At 64.4% G+C, this 22,496-nt stretch carries 26 protein-coding genes and 2 tRNA genes; 11 read left to right on the top strand and 17 right to left on the bottom strand.

Going from position 1 to position 22,496, the window contains the following annotated elements; genetic code table 11:
• The first annotated feature begins 139 nt into the window (after positions 1-139).
• The 5 genes from sufD to HAPAU_RS12615 all read left to right on the top strand — a co-directional run bounded on the left by sufD (position 140) and on the right by HAPAU_RS12615 (position 3,031).
• Complete coding sequence (sufD, locus tag HAPAU_RS12635) at positions 140-1,357, top strand: Fe-S cluster assembly protein SufD (protein ID WP_066383145.1); 1,218 nt, start codon at positions 140-142, stop codon at positions 1,355-1,357.
• 49 nt (positions 1,358-1,406) lie between these two features.
• Complete coding sequence (locus HAPAU_RS12630) at positions 1,407-1,907, top strand: rubrerythrin (protein WP_066383143.1); 501 nt, start codon at positions 1,407-1,409, stop codon at positions 1,905-1,907.
• A gap of 114 nt (positions 1,908-2,021) precedes the next feature.
• On the top strand, positions 2,022-2,456 hold the full coding sequence (locus tag HAPAU_RS12625) for a metal-dependent transcriptional regulator (RefSeq protein WP_066383275.1): 435 nt from the start codon (positions 2,022-2,024) through the stop codon (positions 2,454-2,456).
• A gap of 113 nt (positions 2,457-2,569) precedes the next feature.
• Positions 2,570-2,642 (top strand) — tRNA-Gln (locus HAPAU_RS12620).
• A gap of 137 nt (positions 2,643-2,779) precedes the next feature.
• Entirely contained in the window at positions 2,780-3,031 is a 252-nt protein-coding gene (locus tag HAPAU_RS12615) for a hypothetical protein (RefSeq protein ID WP_066383141.1), read from the top strand.
• Between the two features lie 138 nt (positions 3,032-3,169).
• Here HAPAU_RS12615 and HAPAU_RS12610 read toward each other — a convergent pair whose 3' ends face one another.
• Entirely contained in the window at positions 3,170-4,486 is a 1,317-nt protein-coding gene (locus HAPAU_RS12610; protein WP_066383137.1) for a polysaccharide deacetylase family protein, read from the bottom strand.
• Positions 4,487-4,543: 57 nt separating this feature from the next.
• Complete coding sequence (locus HAPAU_RS12605) at positions 4,544-5,836, bottom strand: lactate racemase domain-containing protein (RefSeq protein ID WP_066383134.1); 1,293 nt, start codon at positions 5,834-5,836, stop codon at positions 4,544-4,546.
• 80 nt (positions 5,837-5,916) lie between these two features.
• Here HAPAU_RS12605 and HAPAU_RS12600 point away from each other — a divergent pair, with 80 nt between their 5' ends.
• The gene (locus HAPAU_RS12600) at positions 5,917-6,288 is read left to right on the top strand and encodes a cyclophilin-like family protein (RefSeq protein ID WP_066383133.1); all 372 of its coding nucleotides are present in this window, start codon (positions 5,917-5,919) and stop codon (positions 6,286-6,288) included.
• Here HAPAU_RS12600 and HAPAU_RS12595 read toward each other — a convergent pair.
• Together HAPAU_RS12595 and HAPAU_RS12590 are read right to left on the bottom strand one after the other, a co-directional pair.
• Positions 6,285-7,037: a ribonuclease H-like domain-containing protein gene (locus HAPAU_RS12595; RefSeq protein ID WP_066383131.1), complete on the bottom strand. Its 753-nt coding sequence runs from the start codon at positions 7,035-7,037 to the stop codon at positions 6,285-6,287. The genes HAPAU_RS12600 and HAPAU_RS12595 overlap by 4 nt on opposite strands.
• A 29-nt stretch (positions 7,038-7,066) precedes the next feature.
• Positions 7,067-7,837, bottom strand: a complete 771-nt coding sequence (locus HAPAU_RS12590; RefSeq protein ID WP_066383127.1) for an alanyl-tRNA editing protein — start codon at positions 7,835-7,837, stop codon at positions 7,067-7,069.
• Between the two features lie 160 nt (positions 7,838-7,997).
• Between HAPAU_RS12590 and HAPAU_RS12585 the strand changes: the two genes are divergently transcribed.
• Positions 7,998-8,690: an HD domain-containing protein gene (locus tag HAPAU_RS12585; RefSeq protein WP_066383126.1), complete on the top strand. Its 693-nt coding sequence runs from the start codon at positions 7,998-8,000 to the stop codon at positions 8,688-8,690.
• Here the strand turns inward: HAPAU_RS12585 and HAPAU_RS12580 are convergent.
• The 3 genes from HAPAU_RS12580 to HAPAU_RS12570 all read right to left on the bottom strand — a co-directional run bounded on the left by HAPAU_RS12580 (position 8,682) and on the right by HAPAU_RS12570 (position 11,471).
• Complete coding sequence (locus tag HAPAU_RS12580) at positions 8,682-9,332, bottom strand: LysE family translocator (protein ID WP_066383124.1); 651 nt, start codon at positions 9,330-9,332, stop codon at positions 8,682-8,684. The genes HAPAU_RS12585 and HAPAU_RS12580 overlap by 9 nt on opposite strands.
• A 52-nt stretch (positions 9,333-9,384) precedes the next feature.
• A complete protein-coding gene (locus HAPAU_RS12575) occupies positions 9,385-10,095 on the bottom strand; it encodes a TMEM165/GDT1 family protein (protein WP_066383123.1) in 711 nt (236 codons plus the stop codon).
• A 191-nt stretch (positions 10,096-10,286) separates the two neighbouring features.
• Entirely contained in the window at positions 10,287-11,471 is a 1,185-nt protein-coding gene (locus HAPAU_RS12570; RefSeq protein ID WP_066383122.1) for a threonine synthase, read from the bottom strand.
• 130 nt (positions 11,472-11,601) lie between these two features.
• On the opposite strand from HAPAU_RS12570, the gene HAPAU_RS12565 reads away from it, so the two are divergent.
• Entirely contained in the window at positions 11,602-12,852 is a 1,251-nt protein-coding gene (locus HAPAU_RS12565) for an NAD(P)/FAD-dependent oxidoreductase (protein WP_066383121.1), read from the top strand.
• A gap of 60 nt (positions 12,853-12,912) precedes the next feature.
• Here the strand turns inward: HAPAU_RS12565 and HAPAU_RS12560 are convergent, their stop codons facing one another.
• From HAPAU_RS12560 to HAPAU_RS12535, 7 genes are all read right to left on the bottom strand, one after another.
• Positions 12,913-13,593 carry a metallophosphoesterase gene (locus tag HAPAU_RS12560; RefSeq protein ID WP_066383274.1) on the bottom strand — a complete coding sequence of 227 codons (681 nt, stop codon included), beginning with the start codon at positions 13,591-13,593 and terminating at the stop codon, positions 12,913-12,915.
• Between the two features lie 50 nt (positions 13,594-13,643).
• Positions 13,644-14,276 (bottom strand): J domain-containing protein, encoded by a 633-nt coding sequence (locus HAPAU_RS12555; RefSeq protein ID WP_066383119.1) that lies wholly within the window; start codon positions 14,274-14,276, stop codon positions 13,644-13,646.
• 76 nt (positions 14,277-14,352) lie between these two features.
• Complete coding sequence (locus HAPAU_RS12550) at positions 14,353-15,105, bottom strand: proteasome assembly chaperone family protein (RefSeq protein WP_066383118.1); 753 nt, start codon at positions 15,103-15,105, stop codon at positions 14,353-14,355.
• A 4-nt stretch (positions 15,106-15,109) separates the two neighbouring features.
• Positions 15,110-15,292 carry an RNA-protein complex protein Nop10 gene (locus HAPAU_RS19720; protein ID WP_084383712.1) on the bottom strand — a complete coding sequence of 61 codons (183 nt, stop codon included), beginning with the start codon at positions 15,290-15,292 and terminating at the stop codon, positions 15,110-15,112.
• A gap of 2 nt (positions 15,293-15,294) precedes the next feature.
• Positions 15,295-16,095, bottom strand: coding sequence for a translation initiation factor IF-2 subunit alpha (locus HAPAU_RS12545; RefSeq protein WP_066383113.1), 801 nt, complete (start codon positions 16,093-16,095; stop codon positions 15,295-15,297).
• Positions 16,095-16,313: a 30S ribosomal protein S27e gene (locus HAPAU_RS12540; protein WP_066383110.1), complete on the bottom strand. Its 219-nt coding sequence runs from the start codon at positions 16,311-16,313 to the stop codon at positions 16,095-16,097. The genes HAPAU_RS12545 and HAPAU_RS12540 overlap by 1 nt, the downstream gene beginning before the upstream one ends.
• Positions 16,314-16,315: 2 nt before the next feature.
• Positions 16,316-16,594: a 50S ribosomal protein L44e gene (locus tag HAPAU_RS12535; protein ID WP_066383106.1), complete on the bottom strand. Its 279-nt coding sequence runs from the start codon at positions 16,592-16,594 to the stop codon at positions 16,316-16,318.
• 194 nt (positions 16,595-16,788) lie between these two features.
• Here HAPAU_RS12535 and HAPAU_RS12530 point away from each other — a divergent pair, with 194 nt between their 5' ends.
• The gene (locus tag HAPAU_RS12530; protein WP_066383103.1) at positions 16,789-18,750 is read left to right on the top strand and encodes a cbb3-type cytochrome c oxidase subunit I; all 1,962 of its coding nucleotides are present in this window, start codon (positions 16,789-16,791) and stop codon (positions 18,748-18,750) included.
• 12 nt (positions 18,751-18,762) lie between these two features.
• Here the strand turns inward: HAPAU_RS12530 and HAPAU_RS12525 are convergent, their stop codons facing one another.
• Positions 18,763-19,176, bottom strand: coding sequence for a DUF6789 family protein (locus tag HAPAU_RS12525; RefSeq protein ID WP_066383102.1), 414 nt, complete (start codon positions 19,174-19,176; stop codon positions 18,763-18,765).
• Positions 19,177-19,257: 81 nt separating this feature from the next.
• On the opposite strand from HAPAU_RS12525, the gene HAPAU_RS12520 reads away from it, so the two are divergent.
• Positions 19,258-19,524 (top strand): HAH_0734 family protein, encoded by a 267-nt coding sequence (locus HAPAU_RS12520; protein WP_066383100.1) that lies wholly within the window; start codon positions 19,258-19,260, stop codon positions 19,522-19,524.
• Between the two features lies 1 nt (position 19,525).
• On the opposite strand, the gene HAPAU_RS12515 is transcribed toward HAPAU_RS12520, so the two are convergent.
• On the bottom strand, positions 19,526-19,888 hold the full coding sequence (locus HAPAU_RS12515; protein WP_066383273.1) for a methylglyoxal synthase: 363 nt from the start codon (positions 19,886-19,888) through the stop codon (positions 19,526-19,528).
• A 112-nt stretch (positions 19,889-20,000) separates the two neighbouring features.
• Between HAPAU_RS12515 and HAPAU_RS12510 the strand changes: the two genes are divergently transcribed.
• A tRNA-Met gene (locus HAPAU_RS12510) sits at positions 20,001-20,075 on the top strand.
• Positions 20,076-20,207: 132 nt separating this feature from the next.
• On the opposite strand, the gene HAPAU_RS12505 is transcribed toward HAPAU_RS12510, so the two are convergent.
• On the bottom strand, positions 20,208-22,217 hold the full coding sequence (locus HAPAU_RS12505) for a bacterio-opsin activator domain-containing protein (RefSeq protein ID WP_084383711.1): 2,010 nt from the start codon (positions 22,215-22,217) through the stop codon (positions 20,208-20,210).
• Between the last annotated feature and the right edge of the window lie 279 nt (positions 22,218-22,496).

The raw sequence follows: 22,496 nt of genomic DNA, 5'->3' as shown, positions 1-22,496 counted from the left end.
AATCCCGTGGTCTCGATGATGACGACGCCAAACAGATGATCGTGAGCGGGTTCATCGAGCCGATCACCGAGGAACTGCCCATCGAGTACGCTGTCGAGCTCAACCGGCTCATCGAACTCGAAATGGAGGGCTCGCTCGGATGAGCGCCGAGATCCAGCAGGCGGACATCTCGGAGGACACAGTGCGAAAGATCTCCGAGGAGCTCAATGAGCCCGAGTGGCTTCTCGAGACCCGACTGGAGGCCCTGGAGGCGCTCGACTCGCTTGAGCTCCCCAGCGTCATCCAGACGCCGGGGCGGCGGTGGACGAACCTCGAGGACCTCGACTTCGAGGCGCTGGTCGATCCCCTCGACGCGGCCGAGGAGAAGGACCAGGTCGGCCCCGAGGACGTCGAGGTGCTGCCGTTCGCGGAGGCCGCACGCGAGCACGAGGAGCTCGTCCGCGAGCACTTCGGATCGATCATCGACCCTCAGGAGAACTACCTGACGGCGCTGTCGACGGCGCTCTTCACCACCGGAACCGTCGTCTACGTCCCGCGGAACGTCGACGCCGAGGACGTGACGATCCGGACGACGATGAACTCCCGGTCGCTGTTCAACTACACGCTGGTCGTCACCGAGCAGTCGAGTTCGGTGACGATCCTCGAACGCCAGTCGACCGGCGAGTCGGTCGACAGCGAGGAGGGTCGCTACTACAGCGGCATCGTCGAGATCAGCGCAGGAGAAAACAGCCACGTCCAGTACGGCAGCCTGCAGGACCTCGACGAGGATACCTACAACTACACGCTGAAGCACGGGGTCACCGACCAGTACTCGACGATCAACTGGATCGAGGGCAACCTCGGCTCGCGGCTGACGAAGTCGGGCGTCGAAACCACGCTGGCGGGCGAGGGATCGGAGACGAAGATCGTCGGGGCCTTCTTCGGTCACGACGACCAGCACTTCGACGTCAACTCGCGAGTCTGGCACCGCAACCAGCACACGACCGCCGATCTGGTGACTCGTGGCGTGCTCGACGACCGATCGCGCTCGGTCTACGAGGGCGTTCAGGACGTCGGCAGCGAGGCGTGGGACACCAACTCCTACCAGCGTGAGAACACCCTCATGCTGAGCGACGAGAGCGAGGCCGACGCCAGCCCGAAGCTCATCATCAACAACCACGACACCGAAGCGAGCCACTCGGCCACGGTGGGACAGGTCGACAAGGAGGACCTGTTCTACATGATTTCGCGCGGTGTCGATCCCCAGTCCGCGAAGAACATGCTCGTCGAGGGCTTCTTCGTTCCCGTTCTCGACGAGATCGAGGTCGACGAGCTTCGCGAGGACCTCGAAGGACGTATCAAAGAGCGGCTCCGATAGGGGGTATGCACGCCGGCCGTATCGCTTTCGAACCGATTCGGGGGTGTCGATGAGCCTCGCGACCCGGGTCGGCTCCGACCGCCAGCTCGCACGGCTGCTCCAGATCGGGATCGTCTTAGAGGAGGTCGTCGAGGCCCGCGCCTATCATCACCACCAGTCGCTCTCCGCGGAGGAACAGACCGAACTCGACGACGACATCGAGCACCTGCTCGAACACGCCGCCGAGGAGTCGGCCGAACACCGACAGCGTCTCGAAGAGTTGATCGACGACCTCGAGGCCGAGAGCGTCGCCTTCGAGGAGATCGAGGCGCTCGTCGACGGCCAGTACGGTCAGACCAAACCCGAGGACTTCGACGGGATCCTCTACGATCAACTCCACAGCGAGGAGACCGCCTACAAGTTCTACGACGATCTCATCGGGGCGATCGAGGGGAGCGACGCGGAGTTCGGTATCGACCGTGACAGTCTCTTGGAAACGCTTCGAGGGATTCGCACAGAGGAAGAAGAGGGCGTCCGGGAGGTCACCGAGATCATGGAGGAACGCGAATGAACTCACTCACTGGAGCACTGTTCGTTGCTCACAGCGACCACACGGGGTGGTCGCTGTGAATCGAGACGGATCGAAGACCTGTCTGGCTCACGCTCGCCGCCGGAGGTGGCGCACATGAACACGGCCGATCAGTACCTCAAAGCGATCTACGTCGTCCAGCGTGCGGAGAACGGCCCGGCGGCGACCGGTACGCTCGCCGATCGCCTCGAGGTCAGCCCCGCGAGCGTCAACGAGATGGTCGGAAAGCTCGCCGATCGAGGGCTGGTCGACCACGAGAAGTACAAGGGCGCGTCGTTGACCGACGAAGGGATCGTTCGCGCACGCGAGGCCCTCCAGACGTACTGTATCATCGAGCGTTTCCTCGCGAACGTCCTCGAAGTCGAGGAGTTTCAAGCGGAGGCCCGTGAACTCGAGAGCGTCATCGACGAGACGGTCGCCGACCGACTGGACACGATCATCGACCGTCGCTCGGACTGCCCGGAGTGTTTCGATCCCGAAAGCGATGCCTGTGAACACCTCGACTTTTGTATCGAGAACCCGGCGAACTGACTCTCGAAGCGTTCAAGTGATCGCCGGGGATAGGTACGATGAGGAGTCCCGTAGTGCCGAGTGATTCGAATGGGGTCACGATGCACGTGGGACTAAACGAACGAAGTGAGTGAAGTCCCGTGGTGTAGCGGCCAATCATAATGGCCTTTGGAGCCATTGACGGCGGTTCGAATCCGCCCGGGACTATCCACTAAAACACCCCTTAGCCACGCATGGCCCGTGTTTTCAGGGGAAACAGTACGTTCGAGACCGGTCGGTATCCCGTCGTCTGATTGGGCGTCTTCCGCAAGATTATAATCGACGGTACTCGAACCCCTCGTTGAATGTCGTCCGAGATCACCGATTCCGAGGTCGGAACACCGGTCCTCGACGCTACTGGCCTCGAGATCGGGGTCGTAAGTACCGTCGAGGACGGGACGGCGATGATACACCCGAACCCCTCGATCGCGGACGAGATCCGCTCGGTGTTGGGACTCGCTCGCTCGGGACCCGATCACATCCCCGTCACGATCGATCTCGTCGATTCGACCGACGACGGCGTGCTCCAGCTATCGGTCTCGAACCGGTTTTTGTAGCTTCGACCACGGAACCGTTCGGGGCTCCGTCAAGATCGGTACAGCCCGCGACCACGGCGATCGAACCCGAAGCTGCACTAAAAACACTGTTTTTATGACGATATAAGATCACGGCTTCCAAACAGCGGTATCGGAAGATCAGTCGAACTGCTGGTCGCGGAGTTCGCTGGTCGGGAGGCAGTTCACGTCGCGTTCGTCGATGTAGGCCATCGTTTCGCGGAAGCCGTCGGGGTCGATGTACGTCTCGTGGTTCTCGATCACGTCGTGGTAGTAGAGAACGAGCGTGTCCGTCGGCAGTCGCTCGTCGAGGAGGATGTCGATCAGTTCCATTGAGCGACCGGGATCGTCGCCCGGGTGTCGGTTGACCGACAGCGGGGAGCTGATCGTGCGGTTCATCGACCCGCGCTGACCGTGGGTCGCGAAGTCGTAGTAGTCGGCGGCGATGTCCATCGTGTCGGTGGTGAACGATCCGAAGGGGTAGGCGAGCATCGAGGCCGACTCTTCGAACCCGTGATCGAGCAGCCACCGTTTCGCATTCTCGAGCTCCGCCCGCTGTTCGTCGAGCGGGAGCTCGCCTGTTCGCTGATGGGTGTGGCTCGCGAACTCCCAGCCGGCCTCCTGCATCGCCTTCATCTGGTCGAGCGTGAGGCTTCCGCTGTTGCCGATCCGTCCCGTGACCGTGTAGACGGTTGCGGGGATGTCGTACTGGTGCATGATCGGAAACGCGGTATCGTACGTCGATCGCAGCGAGTCGTCGAACTGGACGAACAGGCGCGGTTCCCCCGTGACGGGCACCGCACGAATGTCGTCGAGATACCAGTCGACGTCGTTGCCATCCCACGAGACCGTCATGTATGCTTCCTCGGTTGATTCGAGGCCGGACGTGTGACTGATACCGAGGTCGTAGCGGATCCAGTCCGGTTCGTCGATCTTGTGTCGGGTCCGGAAGTGGATCTCCCGATCGCACTCGGGCGCGTTGACGTCGAACGACGGCGAGTAGTGGTTTCCGGGCGTGTCGATGTACATCGCGAGCGAGAACGAGGTCTCGGTGAGGTCGAACCCGTCGAGCGGGATCCGCACTGCCGACCGTCCGTCGCCCATGCTCGTCAGGTGGGCCGACTGCGAGCCGCGATAGACGTGTTTCGTCGACGTCTCGAGCGACCCGTCGAGGAGTTCCCACGCGTCGAGCGACTCACAGTCCTGCCAGCTCTCGCCGCGGTCCCAGAACTCCTCACGGGGATCGCCGTCGAGGAACAGGGTCGGTTCCTCGGGCTCCGGTTCGGGTTCGACGTCTTGTTCCGGATCCGTCGTGTTTCCGTTGGTCGTGTTCCTCTCCGCGGTGCTTTCGTTCACGCTCGGTTCGGTCTCTGCGGTGCCTAGACAGCCGGCGAGACACGACACGCCGACCGATGCGAGGAACGCCCGCTTGGTGAGGGACCGCTGGTTCCCGTTCATGTGGAACCAGAGTCATGTCAGAGATATTGTCACTAGTCTAATATATGAGTAGTAGTGTCACTCCTCGACCGGATCGAACCGGGGGACTCCGCTCTCGAACCGAAGCCGTTCGTAGCCCGTCACCGAGAGGTGTTCGACCGGGTTTTCGACGAGCGTTTTCGAGACCCTAAACGACGAGAGGTGGCCGGTGTCACGGAGCCACGCTATCCTGACGGTCTCGGGATCGTACGCACCGATCGACGACAGCGCCGCCACGAACGCGAGTTCGTCGGTCGGTAGTGCGACCGGGAGGCGGGCCTTCGAGAGGGACCCGCTCGTGAGCGCGTTCGTATACATCTGCCCGAGATCGAGCGATTCGACCACCGAGGTGGTGGTGAGGTCGGCCAGCCCGATCCCCTGTCCGTTGCCGTGGGTCGCCTCGGTCAACCCGCGGACGACGATTCGGTCGATGTCGGGTTGGGGTGGATCCGCGGCGTTAAGCACCTCGTAACGGCCGATCACGTTGGTGTCCATCCCCGTTCCCGAGATGTCCTTGCCGATCCGGTCGACCACGAGGACGTCGAGGTCGTCGTAGGGCAGCGTCGGCATGTACTCCCGGGCGCGTTCGAGCAGTTCTCCCTCCCTGTTAGGGAGTGCCTTAGCGGGGATCCCCTCGATATGCGCCGTCCGGTCCTCGAAGTTCTCGACGATAGCGACACCTCCGAGGACGCGGATCTCCTCGCGGATCGTGTCGAGCGCCTCGGTGATGGCGGGGACGTAGCCCCGTGAGAGCGCGTCGCGGTGGACCGCCCGCGCGCCGCGATGCTTCCCGAGGCCGACCGCGAGCATCTTCGAGAGGCCGCTCTCTATCTCCCCGGTGAAGTTGGTATGGGGTTTGATCCGGTTGACGACGAGGACGGCGTCGGCCTCGTGTGCGGCCCGCGAGAGGTAGACGGGGCCGCCGTCGGTTTCGCCGACTTCCACCACGTCCATTCTGGCGTCGATTCGACAACCGACCGTCTCCTCGGTGATCCCGAGCGTCGCGAGCGTCTCCCGTTGCCCCTCCGCGGTCGCCCCGCCGTGTGAGCCCATCGCCGGGACGATCACGGGGTCGAACCCCCGTCCTTCGAGTCCGCTGACGACCGATCGCGCGACGGGAACGAGGTCGTCGATCCCCCGGGAACCGACGCCGACCGCGATCGTCGCTCCGTTCGCCACCGATTCGAGGGGTAACTCCTCGAGCGATCGACGGGCGCCACCTTCGACATCGTCGATCTCGGGCGTCGGCGGATCGTACTCGACGGTCGCAAACCGGGGGAAATCGACGGGGTCGAGCGTCCCCTCGACCGTTCTCGCGTCCGGAAACTCCATGTCTCTCCCTCTGTCCGGGAGGGCAAAAACCGGCGTGATCGTGGGACATCGCTTATGTCACCCAAGCGGACACGTACTGTGTGCCAGATATTCGCATTCAGATCGGCGAACACGAGTGTGGGGCCGACTGGACCGATACCTGCCCGGGGACGCGCGCCGCGATCGAGGCGGCGCTCCCGCTCGCGGGCGAGGGTCATCGGTGGGGTGACGAACTGTACTTCCCGACGGCGGTGGCCGTCGAAGCGGAGAACGCACGCACGGAGGTGCCCGCCGGCGCGGTCGCCTACTGGCCACAGGGCAACGCGATCTGTCTGTTCTGGGGGCCGACGCCCACCAGTCGCTGTGCCGAACCGCGGGCGGCCTCGCCGGTCAACGTGATCGCCCGGATCGACGACACGACCGCGTTGGCGGGGTCCGAAAACGGAACCCGGGTCCGGATGACGGAGTTCTAGCGGAACGAGCCGAAGACCTCGCCGTCGAGTCGCGTCGCGATCCGATCCCCAAGGACCGCGAGGTTCCGGGTGTCGTCGCGGTTGTACCTGATCAGTCTGTCGAGCGCCGCCTCGTCGCCGCGCTCGTAGGCGTGCCACAACCGGACGGCCTCGCGCCCGTCGACGCCGTCTTCCTCCCGACCGATCCCGAGTTCGCGCTCGATGGCCTTCAGCCCGCCCGTGAACCCCGCCTGCCGACAGGGGTACATGAGATCGAGGTGTGGGGTGTCGATCGAGAGGTCGAAACTGGTCTCCAAGAAGGGGACGTCGAAGCGCGCGCCGTTAAAGGAGACGAGCAGGTCGGCCGACCCGAGTTTCGAGGCGACCGCCTCGCGGGTGAGGTCGTCGTCGGCGACGAGCGTTTCGGTCTCGCCTCCCGTATGGAAACTTACCGTCGTCACCCGATCACGATGCTCGCTGAGGCCGGTCGTCTCGATGTCGAAAAAGCAGATGTCCGACCGGAAGTTCTCGTAAAAGCGCCAGTGACTCGAACTGGGCAACCGGTCGGCGAAGAAGGCGGCGTTTCGCCGGTCGAGTTCGTCCCGCGCCTCCGCGATGAACGACTCGATCGACGCCGCCCGCGAATCGCCGACCGGAACGGAGCCCGCCCGAGAGAAGGCGTCCCAGTCGGTGATCCCGGCCGTCCAGAGTTTCCGTTCCGTTCGCTCGCCCACGCCGTCGGCGGCGATGAAGCAGTTCTCTACGCGCACGGGCGAACTCCGCGTCGAAGCGAAATAACCTATTCGTCTTCGAGGACGAACTCGATCCGCTCCTCGTCGGCACCTCTCGTCTCGCGACCGGTCACCTCCACGCGCCCGACCTCCGCCGTGTTCTCGACGTGTGTTCCCGCACACGCGACCCGGTCGTAGACCGGCCGCGGATCGCCCGGTTTCCCGCGCCCATCCGAGTCGGGTTGGGCCTCACCGATCTCGACGATCCGCACCTCGGTGATGCTCTCGGGCAGTAGATCCAACCGCGTCCGCTCGGGATCGAGTTCCCGTTCGGCCCGTTCGCGACCGAGGGTGTACCACCGCACGTCGAGGGCGTCTTCGACCAGTTCGTTCATCCGGGCTTCGATGTCGTCGAGGTCCTCCCGTGTGAACCGGTCGTATCCACAGTCGAGGCGTGCGTGATCGTCGTGGAGCTGGTTCCCGGTCGTGAGCGCATCGTACTCGGCGAACAGGATCGCCGACAGCAGATGCTGGGCGGTGTGATAGCGCATGTGTGCGTGTCGGCGTTCCCAGTCGATCTCGCCGACGACCCGCTCCCCGACGGACGGACCGTCGCCCTCGACAGTGTGATAGATCTCGTCGGTCTTCTGGACGTCACTGACCGTCCAGGTCTCCTCTCCCGTGAGAGTGCCGTGATCGGCGGGCTGTCCGCCCCCTTCCGGATAGAACAGCGTGCGGTCGAGGACGACTCTCGACGTGGGTCCGTCGTCGACGACGCGCTCGACACGCGCCTCGAACTCCCGTCCCGTCGACTCTTCGAGGTGTCGTTGATCGGTCATACCGTTGCTACTCGTGCGCCCGAGATAAGCCCCCCTGTCGGTCATCGGTGGGGATCGAACGCCTCCCGAGGGATCGCGAGTCCGTCGTAACGCTAAAGAGTAAAACACACGTTTCTGTAGACAACAATGAACGACGACCGGACGCTTTCGAGGTGGTTTTATGGGCGTTGAAATAAAGGAGACGCCCGTCTCGGAGTCCGAATTCGAGGAGATGAAGCGCTTCGTCTACGAGTATCTCGACGCCAGCGTCCAGAACGAGGACGAAGGCGGGCGGATGCGCTGGTATCCCTGGCATTCTGCGGAGTATCGGTTCAACCACACGCTCAACGTCCTCTCGATCGCAGAAGAGATCGCCCGAAAGGAGGGTGCCGAGGTCGACGTGGTCCGGGTGGCCGCGCTCTTTCACGACGTCGCCAAACTCGACGCGGCACAGGACGTCCACGCGGAGGAGGGCGCTCGCGTCGCCCGCGAGTACCTCACCTCACGTGGCTCGTTTCCGAACTCCTTTATCGAACGGGTCTGTCGGGCGATCACGGGACACACCCATTCGGGCGAGGTGGGGGAGCTCTCGCTCGAAGGGCAGTGCCTGATCGAAGCCGACCTGCTCGATAAGGTCGGCGCGAACGGCACTGTGTTGATGCTGCTTCGGATGGGCTACGAGGCCCGGACCCACATGGACGCCGCGACGATGATCGAGCGCGTCTACGAGCGCGGTCAGGAGGCGTGTGATCGGATCGAGAGCCCGACCGGTCAGAGCATCGCTCACGAGCGGCTCAAGCGCGTTCGCTGGTTCCGCGAGTGGCTCGAACTGGAGGTCCCGGAGATGGAACCCGACGCTGAGGACTCAGAGTAACGCGATCGCGCGGTACAGGAAGACGAGCCCGAAGCCGGCGAGAACGAGCGCGCTCGTCCCGGCGATCAGCGGTGCGAACCCGTCGATCCGTCGACTGGCACGGGAGAGTGCGAGCGGAAACAGCGTGATCCACAGCCCGATTCCGGCGAAAAAACCGATGACGATGGCGGCGTTTCCGGTCCGGATACTCACATCGCCAATGGCGGGAACCGCGACCGTGATGGTGCCGGGATCTAGCAACGCCACGCCGACCGTGAGCCACCACAGGACCTGATACGGGTTGGTCAGCGCGAGAGCGAACGTCTTTCGAAACCCCTTCGATTCGCCGATCTCGTGGTCGACGAACGACCCGCGTGCGCTTCTGGCCGCACCGATCGAGAAATAGACCATCAGGAGCCCACCCAGCGCCATCATCCCGATCCGCAGCCTCGGGGCGTCCCGTATCACAGTTGCGACGCCCGCGAGCGCGACGAGAAGGAAACAGGCGTCGGCGCTCATCGCACCCAGACCCGCGCGAACGCCCGATCTCCATCCCCGAACGGTGCTCTCCTCGGCGATGACCGCGTTCATCGGGCCCGGCGGGGCCGCAAGCGAGAGTCCGAGGACGATGCCCACGAGGCCGCCACCGACCATCCCGACCATGGACGCGAGTTCACGGGGGATGAGGAAAAGCCGTCGGATGGGAGCGCGGCGCTCAGACGAGTCCCGTGGCGATCCCCGAGACGGTCCCGATGAACGCCTCCCAGATCGAGACCCCCGTGATCACGGAGAGGAACGTATCCGCCGCGAAGAACGCGAACAGGGCCGCCCCGAACAAGTGGGCCTTCCGGAGGTCGACCCGGTGGGAGAACTTGTGGAAGAAGAAGGCGTTCGCGAGGCTCACCGGAACGATGGCGAGCATCTCGCCGACCCAAATGGCCGACGTCGCGCCGTACTGGGCGGCAAGCCCGATCGTCACGAGTTGGGTCTTGTCCCCGAACTCGCCGGTCGCCATCAACAGGAAGATCGGAACGAACCCGCCGAACGACTCCGAGAGGTCGTAGCCGAACACCGTCGGCGCGTCGATGGTCGGCGTGATACCCGCGACCCCCCCATCGGTCCGCTGGGCGATCGAGGCCGGGTCCTCCGCCGAGGGGATCGACCGGTAGAGCAACACCGCGAACAGCGAGAACAGCCCACCGGTCACCAGGCTGAGCACCATCGGCGAGAGTGCGGTTTGGAGGGCTCTCCCGAAGAGGATTTCGAGGGCGGTCCATCCGGCGAACGCCAAACTGGCGGCACCCACGACGGTCCACGGGCTGTATCGTGTCGAGAGGCCGGCGATGATGAACTGCACCTTCTCACCCGGCAACACCGCCAATTGGGCGACGAACGCTACCACCGCGATCTCGACCCAGCCAGTCACGTCTCGCCCTCGATGTGACTGGTTCCATCCACGACGGCTTCGAGCCCGGTCGGACGGTGTCGCCTCCGGCCGGAACCGTCGGTCGCCTCGTGGAAGTGATCGCTGATTTCGGCCATCGTCTACATCGCGTTAGCCCCGTCTAAAGTATATATCTGTCCTCGCTAATCAGAGGCGTGTTGACGTATCGCGGATTAGATCCCCTTGCCCATCAAGTGGCTTCGGAGCACGTCGCTGTCCTTGTTGGCCGTCGCGGTGTTGAGCAGGACGACCGTCGCGTCGGAGTCGAACTCGCCCCGTTCGGCGAGTTCCCACGCCCCGCTCGCGGCCGCCGCACAGGTCGCGCCCATTTCGATGCCCTCGCCCTTGGCGACTGCGATCGCGCTCTCGAGGATCTCCTCGTCGTCCGTCGCGACAGCGCCGCCGCCCGATTCGCGCAGGCAGTCGAGGATCCACGGGCTCGCACCGGGGTCGGGGATCTCGATCCCGCCACAGATCGTATCGGGGTACTCCACGGGGTCGTGGCGCTCCTTTCCATCCTCGAACGCCTCGACGATGGGGGCACAACCACTCGACTGGGCGGCGTACATCGCGGGTAGCTCCTCGATCAGTCCCAGCTCGCGAAGCTCCGTTGCGGCCTTGTGCATGCCGACGAGGCCGACACCGCCACCGGTGGGGTAGACGACGGCGTCGGGCACCTCCCACCCCAGTTGCTCGATCATCTCGTAGGCCATCGTCTTCTTGCCCTCGTGGCGATAGGGCGTGACGAACGTCCCGACGGAATACCACTCCTCCTCGTCCATCGCGTCGGCGTAGGCCGCCCCCGCGTCGCCGATCCGCCCGCCGACGACGGTCATATCACCGCCATGAACGTTCACCATCGCCTTGTTGGTAAAGCCCGCCCGCGAGGGGAGAAAGACGTGCGAATCGACCCCGGCTCGGCCGGCGTAGGCCGCGGCGGCCTGTCCGGCGTTGCCAGCCGAGGCGAGCGCGATATCGCTCGCTCCCGATTGAGCGGCGGCGGTCATCGCCACCGTCTGGCCGCGGTCCTTGAAACTCCCGGTGGGGTTTCGACCCTCGTCCTTGATCAGGACGCGCCCGACGCCCATCTCCGCGGCGAGTTTCTCGCACTCGACCAGCGGCGTCGCGCCCTCGTCCATCGTGATCGCCATCTCGCGGGGGAACGGCAACAGCTCCTCATAGCGCCACATCGAATCGAACGGCCGGTCCTCTAGCTCCGCGCGGCTCAGCGAAATCGCCTCGTAGTCGTAGGCCGGATCGAGGATCCCGCCGCAGTCGGGACACCGCTGGTGGTCGGGCTCGAAGCGCTCGCCGCAGTCGATACACGAGAGGCCGGCGAAGGCCGCTGTCGTCTCCATACGGTGGGCTTACCCGCCGAGGACTAAGACCTTCCTCTGTTCCATGTGGCGGCTACCCCGTCGTCGCTTCCGTATCGCTGCGATCTGCGGGGTAGCAGGGACTTAGTAGTCCGCGTCCGAAAGCGACGATATGAACGTCGTAGTCGTCGGCGGCGGGCTCGCCGGGCTGGTCTGTGCCCACCGGCTCGCGAGCGACGGGGCGGACGTAACGCTGTTCGAGCGCGAACCCGAGGTCGGCGGGCGAGTCCGATCGATCCACGAAAACGGATTCACGTTCGACCGGGGGTTCCAGGTGCTCTTTACGGCCTATCCCGCCGCGAAGCGCGAACTCGACTACGACGCGCTCGACCTCCGATATTTCACTCCCGGTGCCTGTCTCGCCCGCCCCGGAAAGCGCTCGGTCCTCTCGGACCCGCTTCGCGATCCGCGATCGCTCGTCGAATCCGCGTTCAACGACGAGATTACCCTCGGGGACAAACTCCGAACGCTCGCGCTTCGCCGCCGGCTCTCGTCGGTCGACCCCGAGGAGCTCTTTTCGGGCGGGGATCAGACCATCCGCGCGGCGCTGCTCGAGCGCGGCTTCTCCGAGGAGTTCATCGAGCACTTCGCCGCACCCTTCTACGGCGGGACCACGCTGGATCGATCGCTGTCGAGTTCGGCGGCGACCTTCGCGTACACCTTCGCGATGCTCTCGCGGGGCCGGATCGCCGTCCCCGCACGCGGAATGGGTGCGATCCCCGAGCAGTTGGCCGACGCCGCACGAACCGCGGGCGCGAGGATCGAGACCGACAGAGAGGTCGATGCGCTCGAGGAGACGACCGTCTCCGCGAGTGGCGAGTCGCTCGGGGTGGACGCGGTCGTCGTCGCGACCGACCCGAAGCGCGCACGTGAACTGACGAACCTCGCGTCGATCCCGACCGAGGCTCGCGGCTGTGTCACCCAGTGGTACACGCTGTCGGGCGATCTCGACGTTGGAAAGCGGTTGATACTCGACGCCGCGGGCGAGGCCGACGCGCCGAATCAGGTCATCCCCCACACCGCCGTCGCCCCCGAGTACGCGCCTGCGGGCGAGACGCTTCTGAGCGCGACGTTTCTCGGCGAACCCGAGGCGGACGACGCGACCCTCGCCGAGCGCACTCGCGAGACGCTCGATTCGTGGTATCCCGAGCGCTCGGTCAACTCGCTCTCGCTTCTGCACACCGACCGGCTCCCCTTCGCGCAGTTCGCCCAGCCACCGGGCTTTTACACCGATCTACCCGACGTGCGCGACCCGGAGGGGGCGGTCTACCTTGCGGGCGATTACACCCAGTGGTCCTCGATCCAGGGCGCGATGGAGAGCGGACGAGTCGCCGCCGAGGCCGTCCTCGAGGACGCCGCGTGATACCCTCCGGAAGCGAACCACGAGACCGCGAATCGGGACCCCCACGCGGGTCGGAGGTCCTCAGAGGAGGGATCGGAACTCGCCAAGAGGGGGAAACTCGAGGGTCTCGTCGCCCTCGTCGTCGCTAACGATCGGCCGGTATGCGTCGGGATTTCCGAGCAGCGGCGACCGGAAGGAACCGACGCGTGCGACGTCCACCCCGCCGGCGAGACGGGTGAACGCCGGCAGAACGAGCAGTTCGCCGCCCGCACCGGTCGCCGGTCCGCGGAGATAGCAGGGGTGCTTTCGCCCCTCGATCCCGATCGCCGGGTGGACGTGGCCGACGAGATACCCCGCCGCCCGCGATGGACGCTCGTGACCGTGACAGACCAGTAGGTCACCGACCGCGCATTCGGGGACGACCGCCTCGAAAACGGACTCGAGCATCGTATCGTGGTTGCCCCGCGTGGCGACGAGCCGGGCGTCCCGCTCGTCGATCAGCCGCTCGAACGCTCCGAGGCTCCGCTCGACCGTCGGAGGGAGGTGATCAAAACTGTGGAGCAGGTCGCCCGCGACGACGACCTCGCGCGGTTCGAAGCGCTCGAGGAGCGCTTCGAGCCGGGAGAGGAGGTCCCGGCGCTCGCCGAGCGGGAGTTGGACGTTCGAGGCCCGATCCCGGCCGAGATGCACGTCCGCGAGCACGAGCGTCCGCTCGCCGGGCACGTAGAGCGCGCGGTCCCGATAGACGCAGTCCTCGAACACGGCCGGGGATTCGTCGCCGCAGGGATGAGCGTATCGATACCCCACACAGGTCATGAGGACGGTGGGGTCGCGACGGTTGTGGCCTCATCGTCGTCCGTGACCGCGTGTGTTCGCGCGGTGGTGTAGGCCGATCGGACCCGCTCAAAGGACTCGCGATCCCCGCCGTGGTCGGGATGGACGTGTTTCACCTTCCGTCGGTAGGCGGCTTTGATCTCGCGTTCGCTCGCGTCGGTCGGCAGGCCGAGGGTCGCGAAGGCGGCCATCGTGGCCCCGTCGGCATCCGGATCGGCCGTGAGGTCGGGCGTCTCGAAGGGGAGCCGCCGCCCGAGGTGGATCCCCGGCATCTCGTGTTCGACCAGCACGCCGTGGGTAGAACTCCCCTCGATCCGGAAGAATGCCCGGGCGTCGAAGGTGATCGCGACGTCACGGGGGGGGAGGTAGAACTCGACGGGGCCGCCGGCGATCACGTAGTTCTCGATGAACTCCTCGTCGATGGCCCGGAGGTAGCGCCGGATCTCCGCGCGCTTTCTGTTCTCGCCGCCCGCCATCGGTTCGTGCGGTTCGTCGGGGAACAGTCGAGCGCCGGCGACGAAGATCCCGGCGACGAGAACGCCGACGACGAGTCCGACGAGTATCCCGATGACGAGCCACCACGGGAGGAACCACACGAGATCGGACTGCACACCCCTCGGTAGGGAGCGATCTACAAAGAAACTTCGTGATACGTGACGAACGAGCCCTGCACCCGGTTTCGCGGTCCTAGCCGATATATCGGAGGTCGTCTTCAGTAGGCATGTTCTGGTTTTCGATCTCCTGCATCCGCTCGACGACGTCCTCCATCTCGTCGGCGCGCTCTTCGAGGTCGGTGAGGTCGACCTCGAACTCGAGGAGGTCTTCGAGCACGCCGAGTACCGCCTGTGCGCTCTTGGGATCGACGAGGTAGCCGCTGGTCTCGCCCATCAGACAGGCCGCGTCCAGTCCGGACCGACCGCCCAGTCCAACGAGCAGGCCGCTGATGCCGACGATCCCGCCCTCGGGTTCGTTCTCGCGGAACTCGACACCCGAGGATTCGAGCGTTTCGATCAGCGACTCGCTCGAGGCGGCCCCGAGGACGGCGTGGTCTTCGACGAGTTCGCCCGTCGGCACCCCACCCAGCGCGAGGACGCTCTCGACGCCGACCTCCTCGGCGATGTCGAGGACGGCCTCGGCGATCCGGTAGTGACCGACGCCGCTCCCGGCCTGCTGATCGCCGGTCACAACGAGCAGGTCGCGGTCCCCGAGGACCACGTGGTGGCACTCGATACAGACGAGTTCGGCGAGACCGGACTCGGAGACGGTGACCTGCGGCGGGAGGTGCTCGGAGTAGATTCGTCTGAGGAGTTCGCTTTCCCCCTCCTCGATCAGGTGTTCGGCGACGAGCGTCCCGACGTGACCGACGCCCGGCAGTCCCTCGATCAACACCGAGTCGACGAGTTCGGGCTCTGCGAGTACCTCGACCTCTACGTCGTCCATACCCTCATTCGCGCTCCCGGCGCTTAAGTGCGCGTCGGTACTCCCCATAGCGGTCCTCGGGACTGAAGGGTGCGGGAGCGCTGTTTACCGCGTCGGCTCCACAGTCGGGACAGCTCGCAGAAAGGGTGTACACCGGGCGATCGTGGTTCGCTCGCCACTCGCTACACACCCGAATGTCCGATCTCATCGCTACTCGTTGTCGGTCTTTCGCTCGCGGTGGAAACTCCCGCTGCCGCCGACCTCGGCGATGGCCGCGCTTGCCCGCTCGGCGCTCCGTTCGAGTTCGGACTCGGCGGTCTTGTAGTTCGGCGCCTGTACTCGGATCCGGTACTCGGGCGCGCCGACGTAGGTGACCTCGAGGTCGATCTCGTTGCTGATCTCGCCGTTTCCTTCCGCCGCTTGCAGCGCCTCCTTGACGGCGTCGACGCCCGCCTCCGTCGAACAGACCAGATCGACGTAGCCCGTGACGGTGACGTAGGGTACCGAGACGTTCTCGCGGGCGGTCTCGACGATCGCCTCGACTTGCTCCTCGTCGAGGTCGGTCTCGGTGAGCGCTTCGGCGCCGTGGATCGCGGCCTGCTCGAACCCGCCGTAGAGGCTGCCGTGGGCCTCGATGAGTTCGTTTGCGACCTCGGTGTACGTCGAATCGTCGACGTCCTCACCGAAGGCGATGGTCATCCAGTTGTCGGCCTTCTGGTCGTTCTTCCAGCGCTGGATGGTCTCCTTTCGCTGGTGTTCGTTGACGTCCTTGTACGAGAGGTCGATCTGCTGGGAGCCCTTGTCGACGTCGAGGACCTTACAGACGGCGGTCTGACCCTCGCGGACGTGATCGCGGACGTTCTTGATCCACCCCGAGGCGACCTCAGAGATGTGGATCAGTCCCTGTTTGTCCTCGTACTCCTCGAGGTCGACGAAGACGCCGAAGTCCTCGATCGACTCGATCTTGCCGACGACGAGTTCGCCGGGGGTGGGCCAGCCGCTGTACTTCATTATCGTGCCTCGGCGGTCTCGCCGGCGTCACCCAGATCCGTCGTCGAGCGGTTCTCGACGGTCTCGATGACCTCGCCCTCGATGTCGGCCTTCCCGCCGGTCGGTCGGGCGAGCGTGTGCCCACAGACCGCACACGCGACCTCGGTGGAGGCCTTATCGAAGACGATCTGTTCGTTCTCGCAGTCCGGACACTCGACGGAGTAGAAGTTGCCTGCCATGATTACTCCTGGAAGTCGACGCGGCCGGCGCGCCATCCCTCGCGCAGGTGGGCCTTGCCACACTCTCCACAGCGGTACTTGAAGTCGGTCTTGCTCGTCGGTTTCCCCCCGCTGGGGACCTTCGAGAACTTGCCGTCGTTGCCGATGCCGACCTGGCGTTCGCGCTGGCGGTCGATCCACTTCATGCCGGTCTGGCGGCCGGTCCTCGTCTTCTCGAGTTCGTGCTCGTGGTGTTCGTTACAGTACGGACAGTAGGTGTTGAATCGTCGTGGGATCTCCATAGCCTTGTCGACCGGTTGGACATGGCGGCTTAAAACCCGTTTGGTTGCTTCCCGACGGTGGCTGCAAAGGTTGATGTGGCTCCCAGCCCGACTTTCAGAAGTCAATGGGTACCGGAACTGACCTCCGAAATCGCACGACTCGACCGCTATCGTGGCCGCCGGTACCGCTCGAAACGGAGCGGGGGATCTGAGCTATGTACGCCGAAATCCTTGGGGGGACACTGCTCGGTGTCGTCCTTCTCGTGTTCTGTCTGTGGATCGACGGTCGATTGACCCGCCCGGCCCGGGCGTTCGCGACCGACAACGATACCGATATCCGGACCGACGGCGGTGAGCCGAACGACGCGAGGCGAACGTCGAAAGACGAGCACGGCGGGTCTTCCGGAAATGAGCGGACCGACGGTTCGCGATCCACGTCGGAGATGTCCTCCAACGGCGGTGAGCGAACCGAACGTGAATCGCCTCCGAGGGACGAACGGACCGACGGTGGTATCGCGACCGGCTACGGCTTCGTCACCTCTAAACCCACTGGACTGATCCGCTGGCTCACGACGGTCGATCACAAGGACATCGGGGTGCTCTATCTCACCTTCGGGGTGTTCATGTTCCTCTGGGGCGGGTCCGACGCGATGATGGCCCGTACCGAACTGCTGACGCCGAGCGCGGAGGTCTTCGGCATCCAGACGTATAACGAACTCTTCACCACCCACGCGATCACGATGCTGTTCCTGTTCGCGACGCCGATCCTCTTCGGCCTGGCGAACTACTTCCTCCCGCTCCTGATCGGGGCCGACGACATGGCGTTTCCCCGGATCAACGCCATCGCGTTCTGGGTGCTGCCCCCCGCCGCGGTCCTGATCCGTTTCGGGATCATCAGCGACTCGATGGCGTTGCTCCTCGGGGCGGTCAGCCCGGCGTTGTCGACGGTGTTTGCAGCCTTCGAGCCGGTCAGCGTGGCGTGGACGTTCTACCCGCCGCTCTCGGTACAGACGGCGAACCCACAGATCGACATGGCGCTTTTGGGCTTGCATCTCTCGGGTATCGGGACCACCCTCGGAGCGATCAACATCATCGCGACCGTCTTCGCCGAGCGCTCGCCCGACGTCGGCTGGGAGCGACTCGACATCTTTTCGTGGACGCTGCTCGTCCAAGCCGGATTGATCCTCTTTGCCTTCCCACTGTTGGGTGCGACCCTGATCATGCTACTCCTGGACCGCAGCATCGGAACCTCGTTTTTCGCAGTCGAACAAGGGGGGTACATCCTCTTTCAGCACCTCTTTTGGTTCTTCGGTCATCCCGAAGTGTACATCCTCGTCCTGCCGCCGTTCGGGTTGATCAGTCTCGTCCTCCCGAAATTTACCGGACGGAAACTGTTTGGCTACCAGTTCGTCGTCTACTCGACGATGGCGATCGGCGTGCTCTCGTTTGGCGTGTGGGCCCATCACATGTTCACGACGGGGATCAATCCCCAGATCCGCGCGTCGTTCATGGCGATCACCATCGCGATCGCGGTGCCGACCGCGGTGAAGGTGTTCAACTGGGTCACGACGCTGTGGACCGGAAACATCCGGCTCGAAGCGCCGATGTTGTTCTGTATCGGCGCGATCTCGACGCTCATCTTCGGCGGCGTAACGGGCGTGTTTTTGGGCTCGATCCCCGTCGACCTGCTGTATCACGGTACCTACTACGTCGTGGGTCACTTCCATTTCTTCATCACGGGGACCATCCCCTTTGCCGTCTTCGCGGCCGTCTACTACTGGTTCCCGCTGATGAGCCGCCGGATGTACAGCAGGCCGCTCGCGGCCGCCCATTTCTGGCTCTCGTTCGTCGGGGTGAACCTGCTGTCGTTCGGGATGCTCCTCCTTGGGATGCTCGGCCTGCCGCGGCGTTCGGCGACCTACCCCGCCGAGTTCGTCCCGCTACAGGTGACCGCTTCCATCGGGGCCGCGTTGATCGCGCTCGGACAGATCGTCTGGCTCTACAACATGGTCCAGTCCTATCGTTCGGGCCGGATCGTCATGGACGCCGACGTCTGGGGGCTCAAGGAATACGGGCAGTTCACCAGGGAGTGGGAGTGGTTCGAGAACCGCCTCGAACAGGCACAGTCGACCACCGAGAGCCACGACGACGCGGAACGAAACGAAGCCAAAGCCTGACTGTCGAAGGGCCTACACCAACCGCTCGTAGACGAACCCCAACACGAACCCGTAGGCGAGGTGGCCGATGAGGGTGAACAAGAGATAGAGAATGACGAACGGCCACGTCAGTTGCCCCGTCCCGAGGACGAGAAAGAGGACCCAGAGGATGACGCCGAACAGGAGACCTTGGACGGTCGGATCGCGGGGCCCGCGACCCGCGACCCGTTCCCGGACGAACACGAAGACGACCGGCCAGACGAGGATCCCGATCGCACAGAAGACCGCAAAGCCGATGATGTGGTGTTCGGGCATCCCGACGAAGCGGGCGATCGCCTCGGGCGCGCCCAGTTGCGATCGCGTCTGTACCTGACTGAACAGAAACACGAGCATCAGTACGGTCGTCGCGGCGACACCCGCGCTGATCGCACGCAGAAAGCGATTCATTTCCCTCGCCTACCACGGTGGCGAAGAAAGGGCTGTCGATCATTCGAAGCGCTTAATCGTTCATCCGGCGAACCCCACCGCATGAAGCGCCTGATCATCCACGGGGATCCCGGCGTCCGAAAGGACGGGATTATCGACTACGACGACCAGGAGATGGTCCTCTTTTCGATCTCGCGAAACGGCGACTGGCACGGCCCCGAGCGTCCCCAACTGTGGTGTGTCATCGGCACCGAGGACGAACGCGGGGACTTCGAGCGGCGAAACTACGTGCCCCACTTCCTCGATGTCGAAACCATTGACGCCGAGGCCGTCGACATCGTCCAGAAGCGCGGCACGCCCTCCGCGTAGCTCAGACGCCCTCGATCAGACACGACGCGCTCGCGAGGTTCGTCGCGAGCGGCGTGTCGTGGACGTCACAGATCCGCAATAGGGCGGTGATGTCCGGTTCGTGTGGCTGGGCGCGAAGCGGATCGCGCAGGAATATCACGCCGTCGAGGGCCTCCTTTGCGATCTCCGCGCCGATCATCATGTCGCCGCCCAGCGGCCCCGAGGCCATGCGTTCGACGGTGAGACCGGTTTCCTCGTTGAGCCGTTTTCCCGTGGTACCCGTTCCGATGAGGTCACATTCGGCGAGGCGTTCCTCGTGGCGCCGGACGAACTTGATCAGATCGGGTTTCTTCTCGTCGTGGGCGATCAGCGCGAGTCGTGTCATACCCCTTCTCTGGGTGGCACCCTCAAAGCTGTTTGTCCCGCCGTCTACCTCGCCGCCGGGATGCGATTTCCGAATCACAACCCTTAACTACGACACTCCGGTATGAACTGGTAGCGGGATGGGATAGCCAGGAGATTCCGGCGGGCTCATAACCCGCAGATCGGTAGTTCAAATCTACCTCCCGCTATACTTCTGTTGCGAACAAATCCGCGAGCAGCAGGTATTGCACGGAGTAGATTTGAATAAGAGAACGGTAGAGCGAAGCGACCGAAGTCGGCGTAGTTCAAATCTACCTCCCGCTACCCCCATCGGATTCGTATTATTCGAGCGATATCGGATCGGTGTCGTCGGAAAACAGCACCGCCAGGAGTTTCCGTTCGGCGATCCGCATGTGGTTGGTAAACGTCGGTGCCGTGATCCCGAGCATGGCCGCGACGTCCTCGCCGGTTACCGATCGTGGCCACTCGAAGTAGCCCGCGAAGTACGCCGTCTCGAGTGCGGCACGCTGCTTTTCGGTGAGGCGATCCATAATCACGCTGTAGATCTCTCGGGTCGTTCTGGGTTCGCGCTCGACGGCTCGTTGGGCGATGAGTTCCGTCCCCGGATGGACCTCGTTTACCGCCTCGACCACCTCCCGTATCGGAGCGCTCGGCGGCAACTGCGCGACGATACGGGTCCCGTCGGCCGTCGTCTGCACGCTCCGCACCCGCCCCCCGTATGAGACGAGCGTCCCGGTCAGCGACGGCTCGGCAATCGTCACCTCGAACACCAACGAGCCGTCCCGCTCGTCTTCCTCGAGCAGCGTCACCTCCTCGACCGTCGGCACTCGAGTGATCGAGTCGACGAACTCCTCGGCGCTCATCTCGGACACCTCCATGAAGTGGAGGATCCTGCCTTCGCCGGTCGGCACCGTTCGGTCCACCGAGAGGTGGACCTCGGAGTCGGACCCGACCAACCGCTGTGCGAAGTCCTCGTTGCGGAGTTCGATCTCGCGGACGGACTCGCTCAGGAGTGCCGTGCGCTGCTCGGCGGCGTGAATCGCGTACCCGATTACCGTTCCGAGATGACCGAGCGCCTCACGGACGGGCTTCGTAAATGCGTTCGGGCGCGTCGCATAGAGGTTCAACACGCTGTAGAGGACACCGTCGTGCGTGATGGGAATCGCTGCCGACGCCCGAAACCCCCGCTCGAGCGCCTCCGATCGCCACGGTCCGTAGTCGGGATCCGTCCGCATGTCCTGTACGAACTGCGGTTCGTGCGTTCGAATCGCGGTCCCCGTCGGTCCCCGTCCGTGGGGATCCGTACGTTCGATGGAGGTACGACACGCCTCGAGATACGACCGGTCGCCACCGGCCATACAGTCCCACGTCACGTCTCGGGTCCTTCTCTCTATCGAGCCGATCCACGCAAAGGCGTACCGTTCCGTGTCCACCAACTGCTCACAGAGCCGTTGCTCGATCCGTTCGCGCGAGGGTGTCTCGATCGCCATGCGGGTTATCTCCCGGATGACACCGTTCAGGTGGTTGATCGCGGCGAGTTCGGCACGCTGGTTCTCGAGCCGCTGCTCACGGCGTTTCCGGTCGGTGACGTCCCTGAAATACGCCGTCACTCCGGTCTCCGTCGGATACGCTCGGACGGCGAACCAGGCGTCGAGTGGGCCGAAGTATCCCTCGCCGCTGACGGGCTCTTGCGTTCGAACGGCCCGTCGATATTGGTCCTCGAAGACCGTCCCGGTCGCCTCGGGAAACGCGTTCCAGATCACCGATCCGACCACCTCTTCGGCGGGATGTTCGAGCAACTCTTCGGCCCGTTCGTTGGCGTAGGTGACACGAGCGGCCGGATCGAGTGAGAGGACCGCGTCAGTGATCCGGCCGTAGACCGCTTCGGGGATCTCGGTTGGAGCCGACCTGTCGCCCGTCCCGTCGGGCGCGAAAGCCCCCTCGTCGAACGAGACGCGGAGCCGAACCTCGTCGTACTCGGTGACGGGGCGAGTTGCCCGTCCGTCGTCGACGAACGACACGGCCCCCGCGTCGTCGAGACGGTGGAGCTCCGTGTGGACGTTTTTGACGTCGCGTCCGACGAGCCGGGCGGTTTCGGTGATACTCGCCGGGCGCTCACGGCGGATCGCGTCGAGCAGTTCGAGCGCTTTCGGAGTGAACGTTCGGTAGAGTTCCTCGACGTCCGGAAACGAAAGCACGTCGGTCACCCCATCGGAGTCCGACTCGCTTCGGGACGCGAGACTGCTGTCGGAGCGAGGCTGTTCGGCCGTCGTGACAGTAGCTAACAGGACCGATCTCCCCTGACGATCCGTTCGGGTGCGTTGTGACATGAGTACACTCCGTCCAAGGCGAGGGACGACCCGCCCCCTCGCCGTGTCCTTCGGGTGGGTTCGGGACCGCTGTCCACTACAGCCGAGACGGGTCCCCGTTCCGGGTCGACGGTTGCGAACTGGCGCTCCGACCGTATATTGGTATCGGAACCAATCGATTGCTCCGAACCACTCGTCGGGTCGTGACCCGCCACGACAGACCGTCCGATCGACGTGGAGGCTCCGCGTCCTCTCGACCGGACGCCATTCAGGGGAACAGAACGGGAATCAGGTACGTAT

The sequence above is a fragment of the Halalkalicoccus paucihalophilus genome, from assembly GCF_001593955.1.
Lineage (GTDB): Archaea > Halobacteriota > Halobacteria > Halobacteriales > Halalkalicoccaceae > Halalkalicoccus > Halalkalicoccus paucihalophilus.
The sequence above is the reverse complement of the archived record's forward strand: the minus strand, read 5'-3'. Positions and strand labels throughout refer to the sequence as shown.

Coding starts and splice junctions, on each gene's coding strand:
- sufD (WP_066383145.1), top strand. CDS start 140: ATGAGCGCCGAGATCCAGCAGGCGGACATCTCGGAGGACACAGTGCGA.
- HAPAU_RS12630 (WP_066383143.1), top strand. CDS start 1,407: ATGAGCCTCGCGACCCGGGTCGGCTCCGACCGCCAGCTCGCACGGCTG.
- HAPAU_RS12625 (WP_066383275.1), top strand. CDS start 2,022: ATGAACACGGCCGATCAGTACCTCAAAGCGATCTACGTCGTCCAGCGT.
- HAPAU_RS12615 (WP_066383141.1), top strand. CDS start 2,780: ATGTCGTCCGAGATCACCGATTCCGAGGTCGGAACACCGGTCCTCGAC.
- HAPAU_RS12610 (WP_066383137.1), bottom strand. CDS start 4,486: ATGAACGGGAACCAGCGGTCCCTCACCAAGCGGGCGTTCCTCGCATCG.
- HAPAU_RS12605 (WP_066383134.1), bottom strand. CDS start 5,836: ATGGAGTTTCCGGACGCGAGAACGGTCGAGGGGACGCTCGACCCCGTC.
- HAPAU_RS12590 (WP_066383127.1), bottom strand. CDS start 7,837: ATGACCGATCAACGACACCTCGAAGAGTCGACGGGACGGGAGTTCGAG.
- HAPAU_RS12585 (WP_066383126.1), top strand. CDS start 7,998: ATGGGCGTTGAAATAAAGGAGACGCCCGTCTCGGAGTCCGAATTCGAG.
- HAPAU_RS12580 (WP_066383124.1), bottom strand. CDS start 9,332: ATGGTCGGGATGGTCGGTGGCGGCCTCGTGGGCATCGTCCTCGGACTC.
- HAPAU_RS12570 (WP_066383122.1), bottom strand. CDS start 11,471: ATGGAGACGACAGCGGCCTTCGCCGGCCTCTCGTGTATCGACTGCGGC.
- HAPAU_RS12565 (WP_066383121.1), top strand. CDS start 11,602: ATGAACGTCGTAGTCGTCGGCGGCGGGCTCGCCGGGCTGGTCTGTGCC.
- HAPAU_RS12550 (WP_066383118.1), bottom strand. CDS start 15,105: ATGGACGACGTAGAGGTCGAGGTACTCGCAGAGCCCGAACTCGTCGAC.
- HAPAU_RS19720 (WP_084383712.1), bottom strand. CDS start 15,292: ATGAGATCGGACATTCGGGTGTGTAGCGAGTGGCGAGCGAACCACGAT.
- HAPAU_RS12545 (WP_066383113.1), bottom strand. CDS start 16,095: ATGAAGTACAGCGGCTGGCCCACCCCCGGCGAACTCGTCGTCGGCAAG.
- HAPAU_RS12540 (WP_066383110.1), bottom strand. CDS start 16,313: ATGGCAGGCAACTTCTACTCCGTCGAGTGTCCGGACTGCGAGAACGAA.
- HAPAU_RS12535 (WP_066383106.1), bottom strand. CDS start 16,594: ATGGAGATCCCACGACGATTCAACACCTACTGTCCGTACTGTAACGAA.
- HAPAU_RS12530 (WP_066383103.1), top strand. CDS start 16,789: ATGTACGCCGAAATCCTTGGGGGGACACTGCTCGGTGTCGTCCTTCTC.
- HAPAU_RS12525 (WP_066383102.1), bottom strand. CDS start 19,176: ATGAATCGCTTTCTGCGTGCGATCAGCGCGGGTGTCGCCGCGACGACC.
- HAPAU_RS12520 (WP_066383100.1), top strand. CDS start 19,258: ATGAAGCGCCTGATCATCCACGGGGATCCCGGCGTCCGAAAGGACGGG.
- HAPAU_RS12515 (WP_066383273.1), bottom strand. CDS start 19,888: ATGACACGACTCGCGCTGATCGCCCACGACGAGAAGAAACCCGATCTG.
- HAPAU_RS12505 (WP_084383711.1), bottom strand. CDS start 22,217: ATGTCACAACGCACCCGAACGGATCGTCAGGGGAGATCGGTCCTGTTA.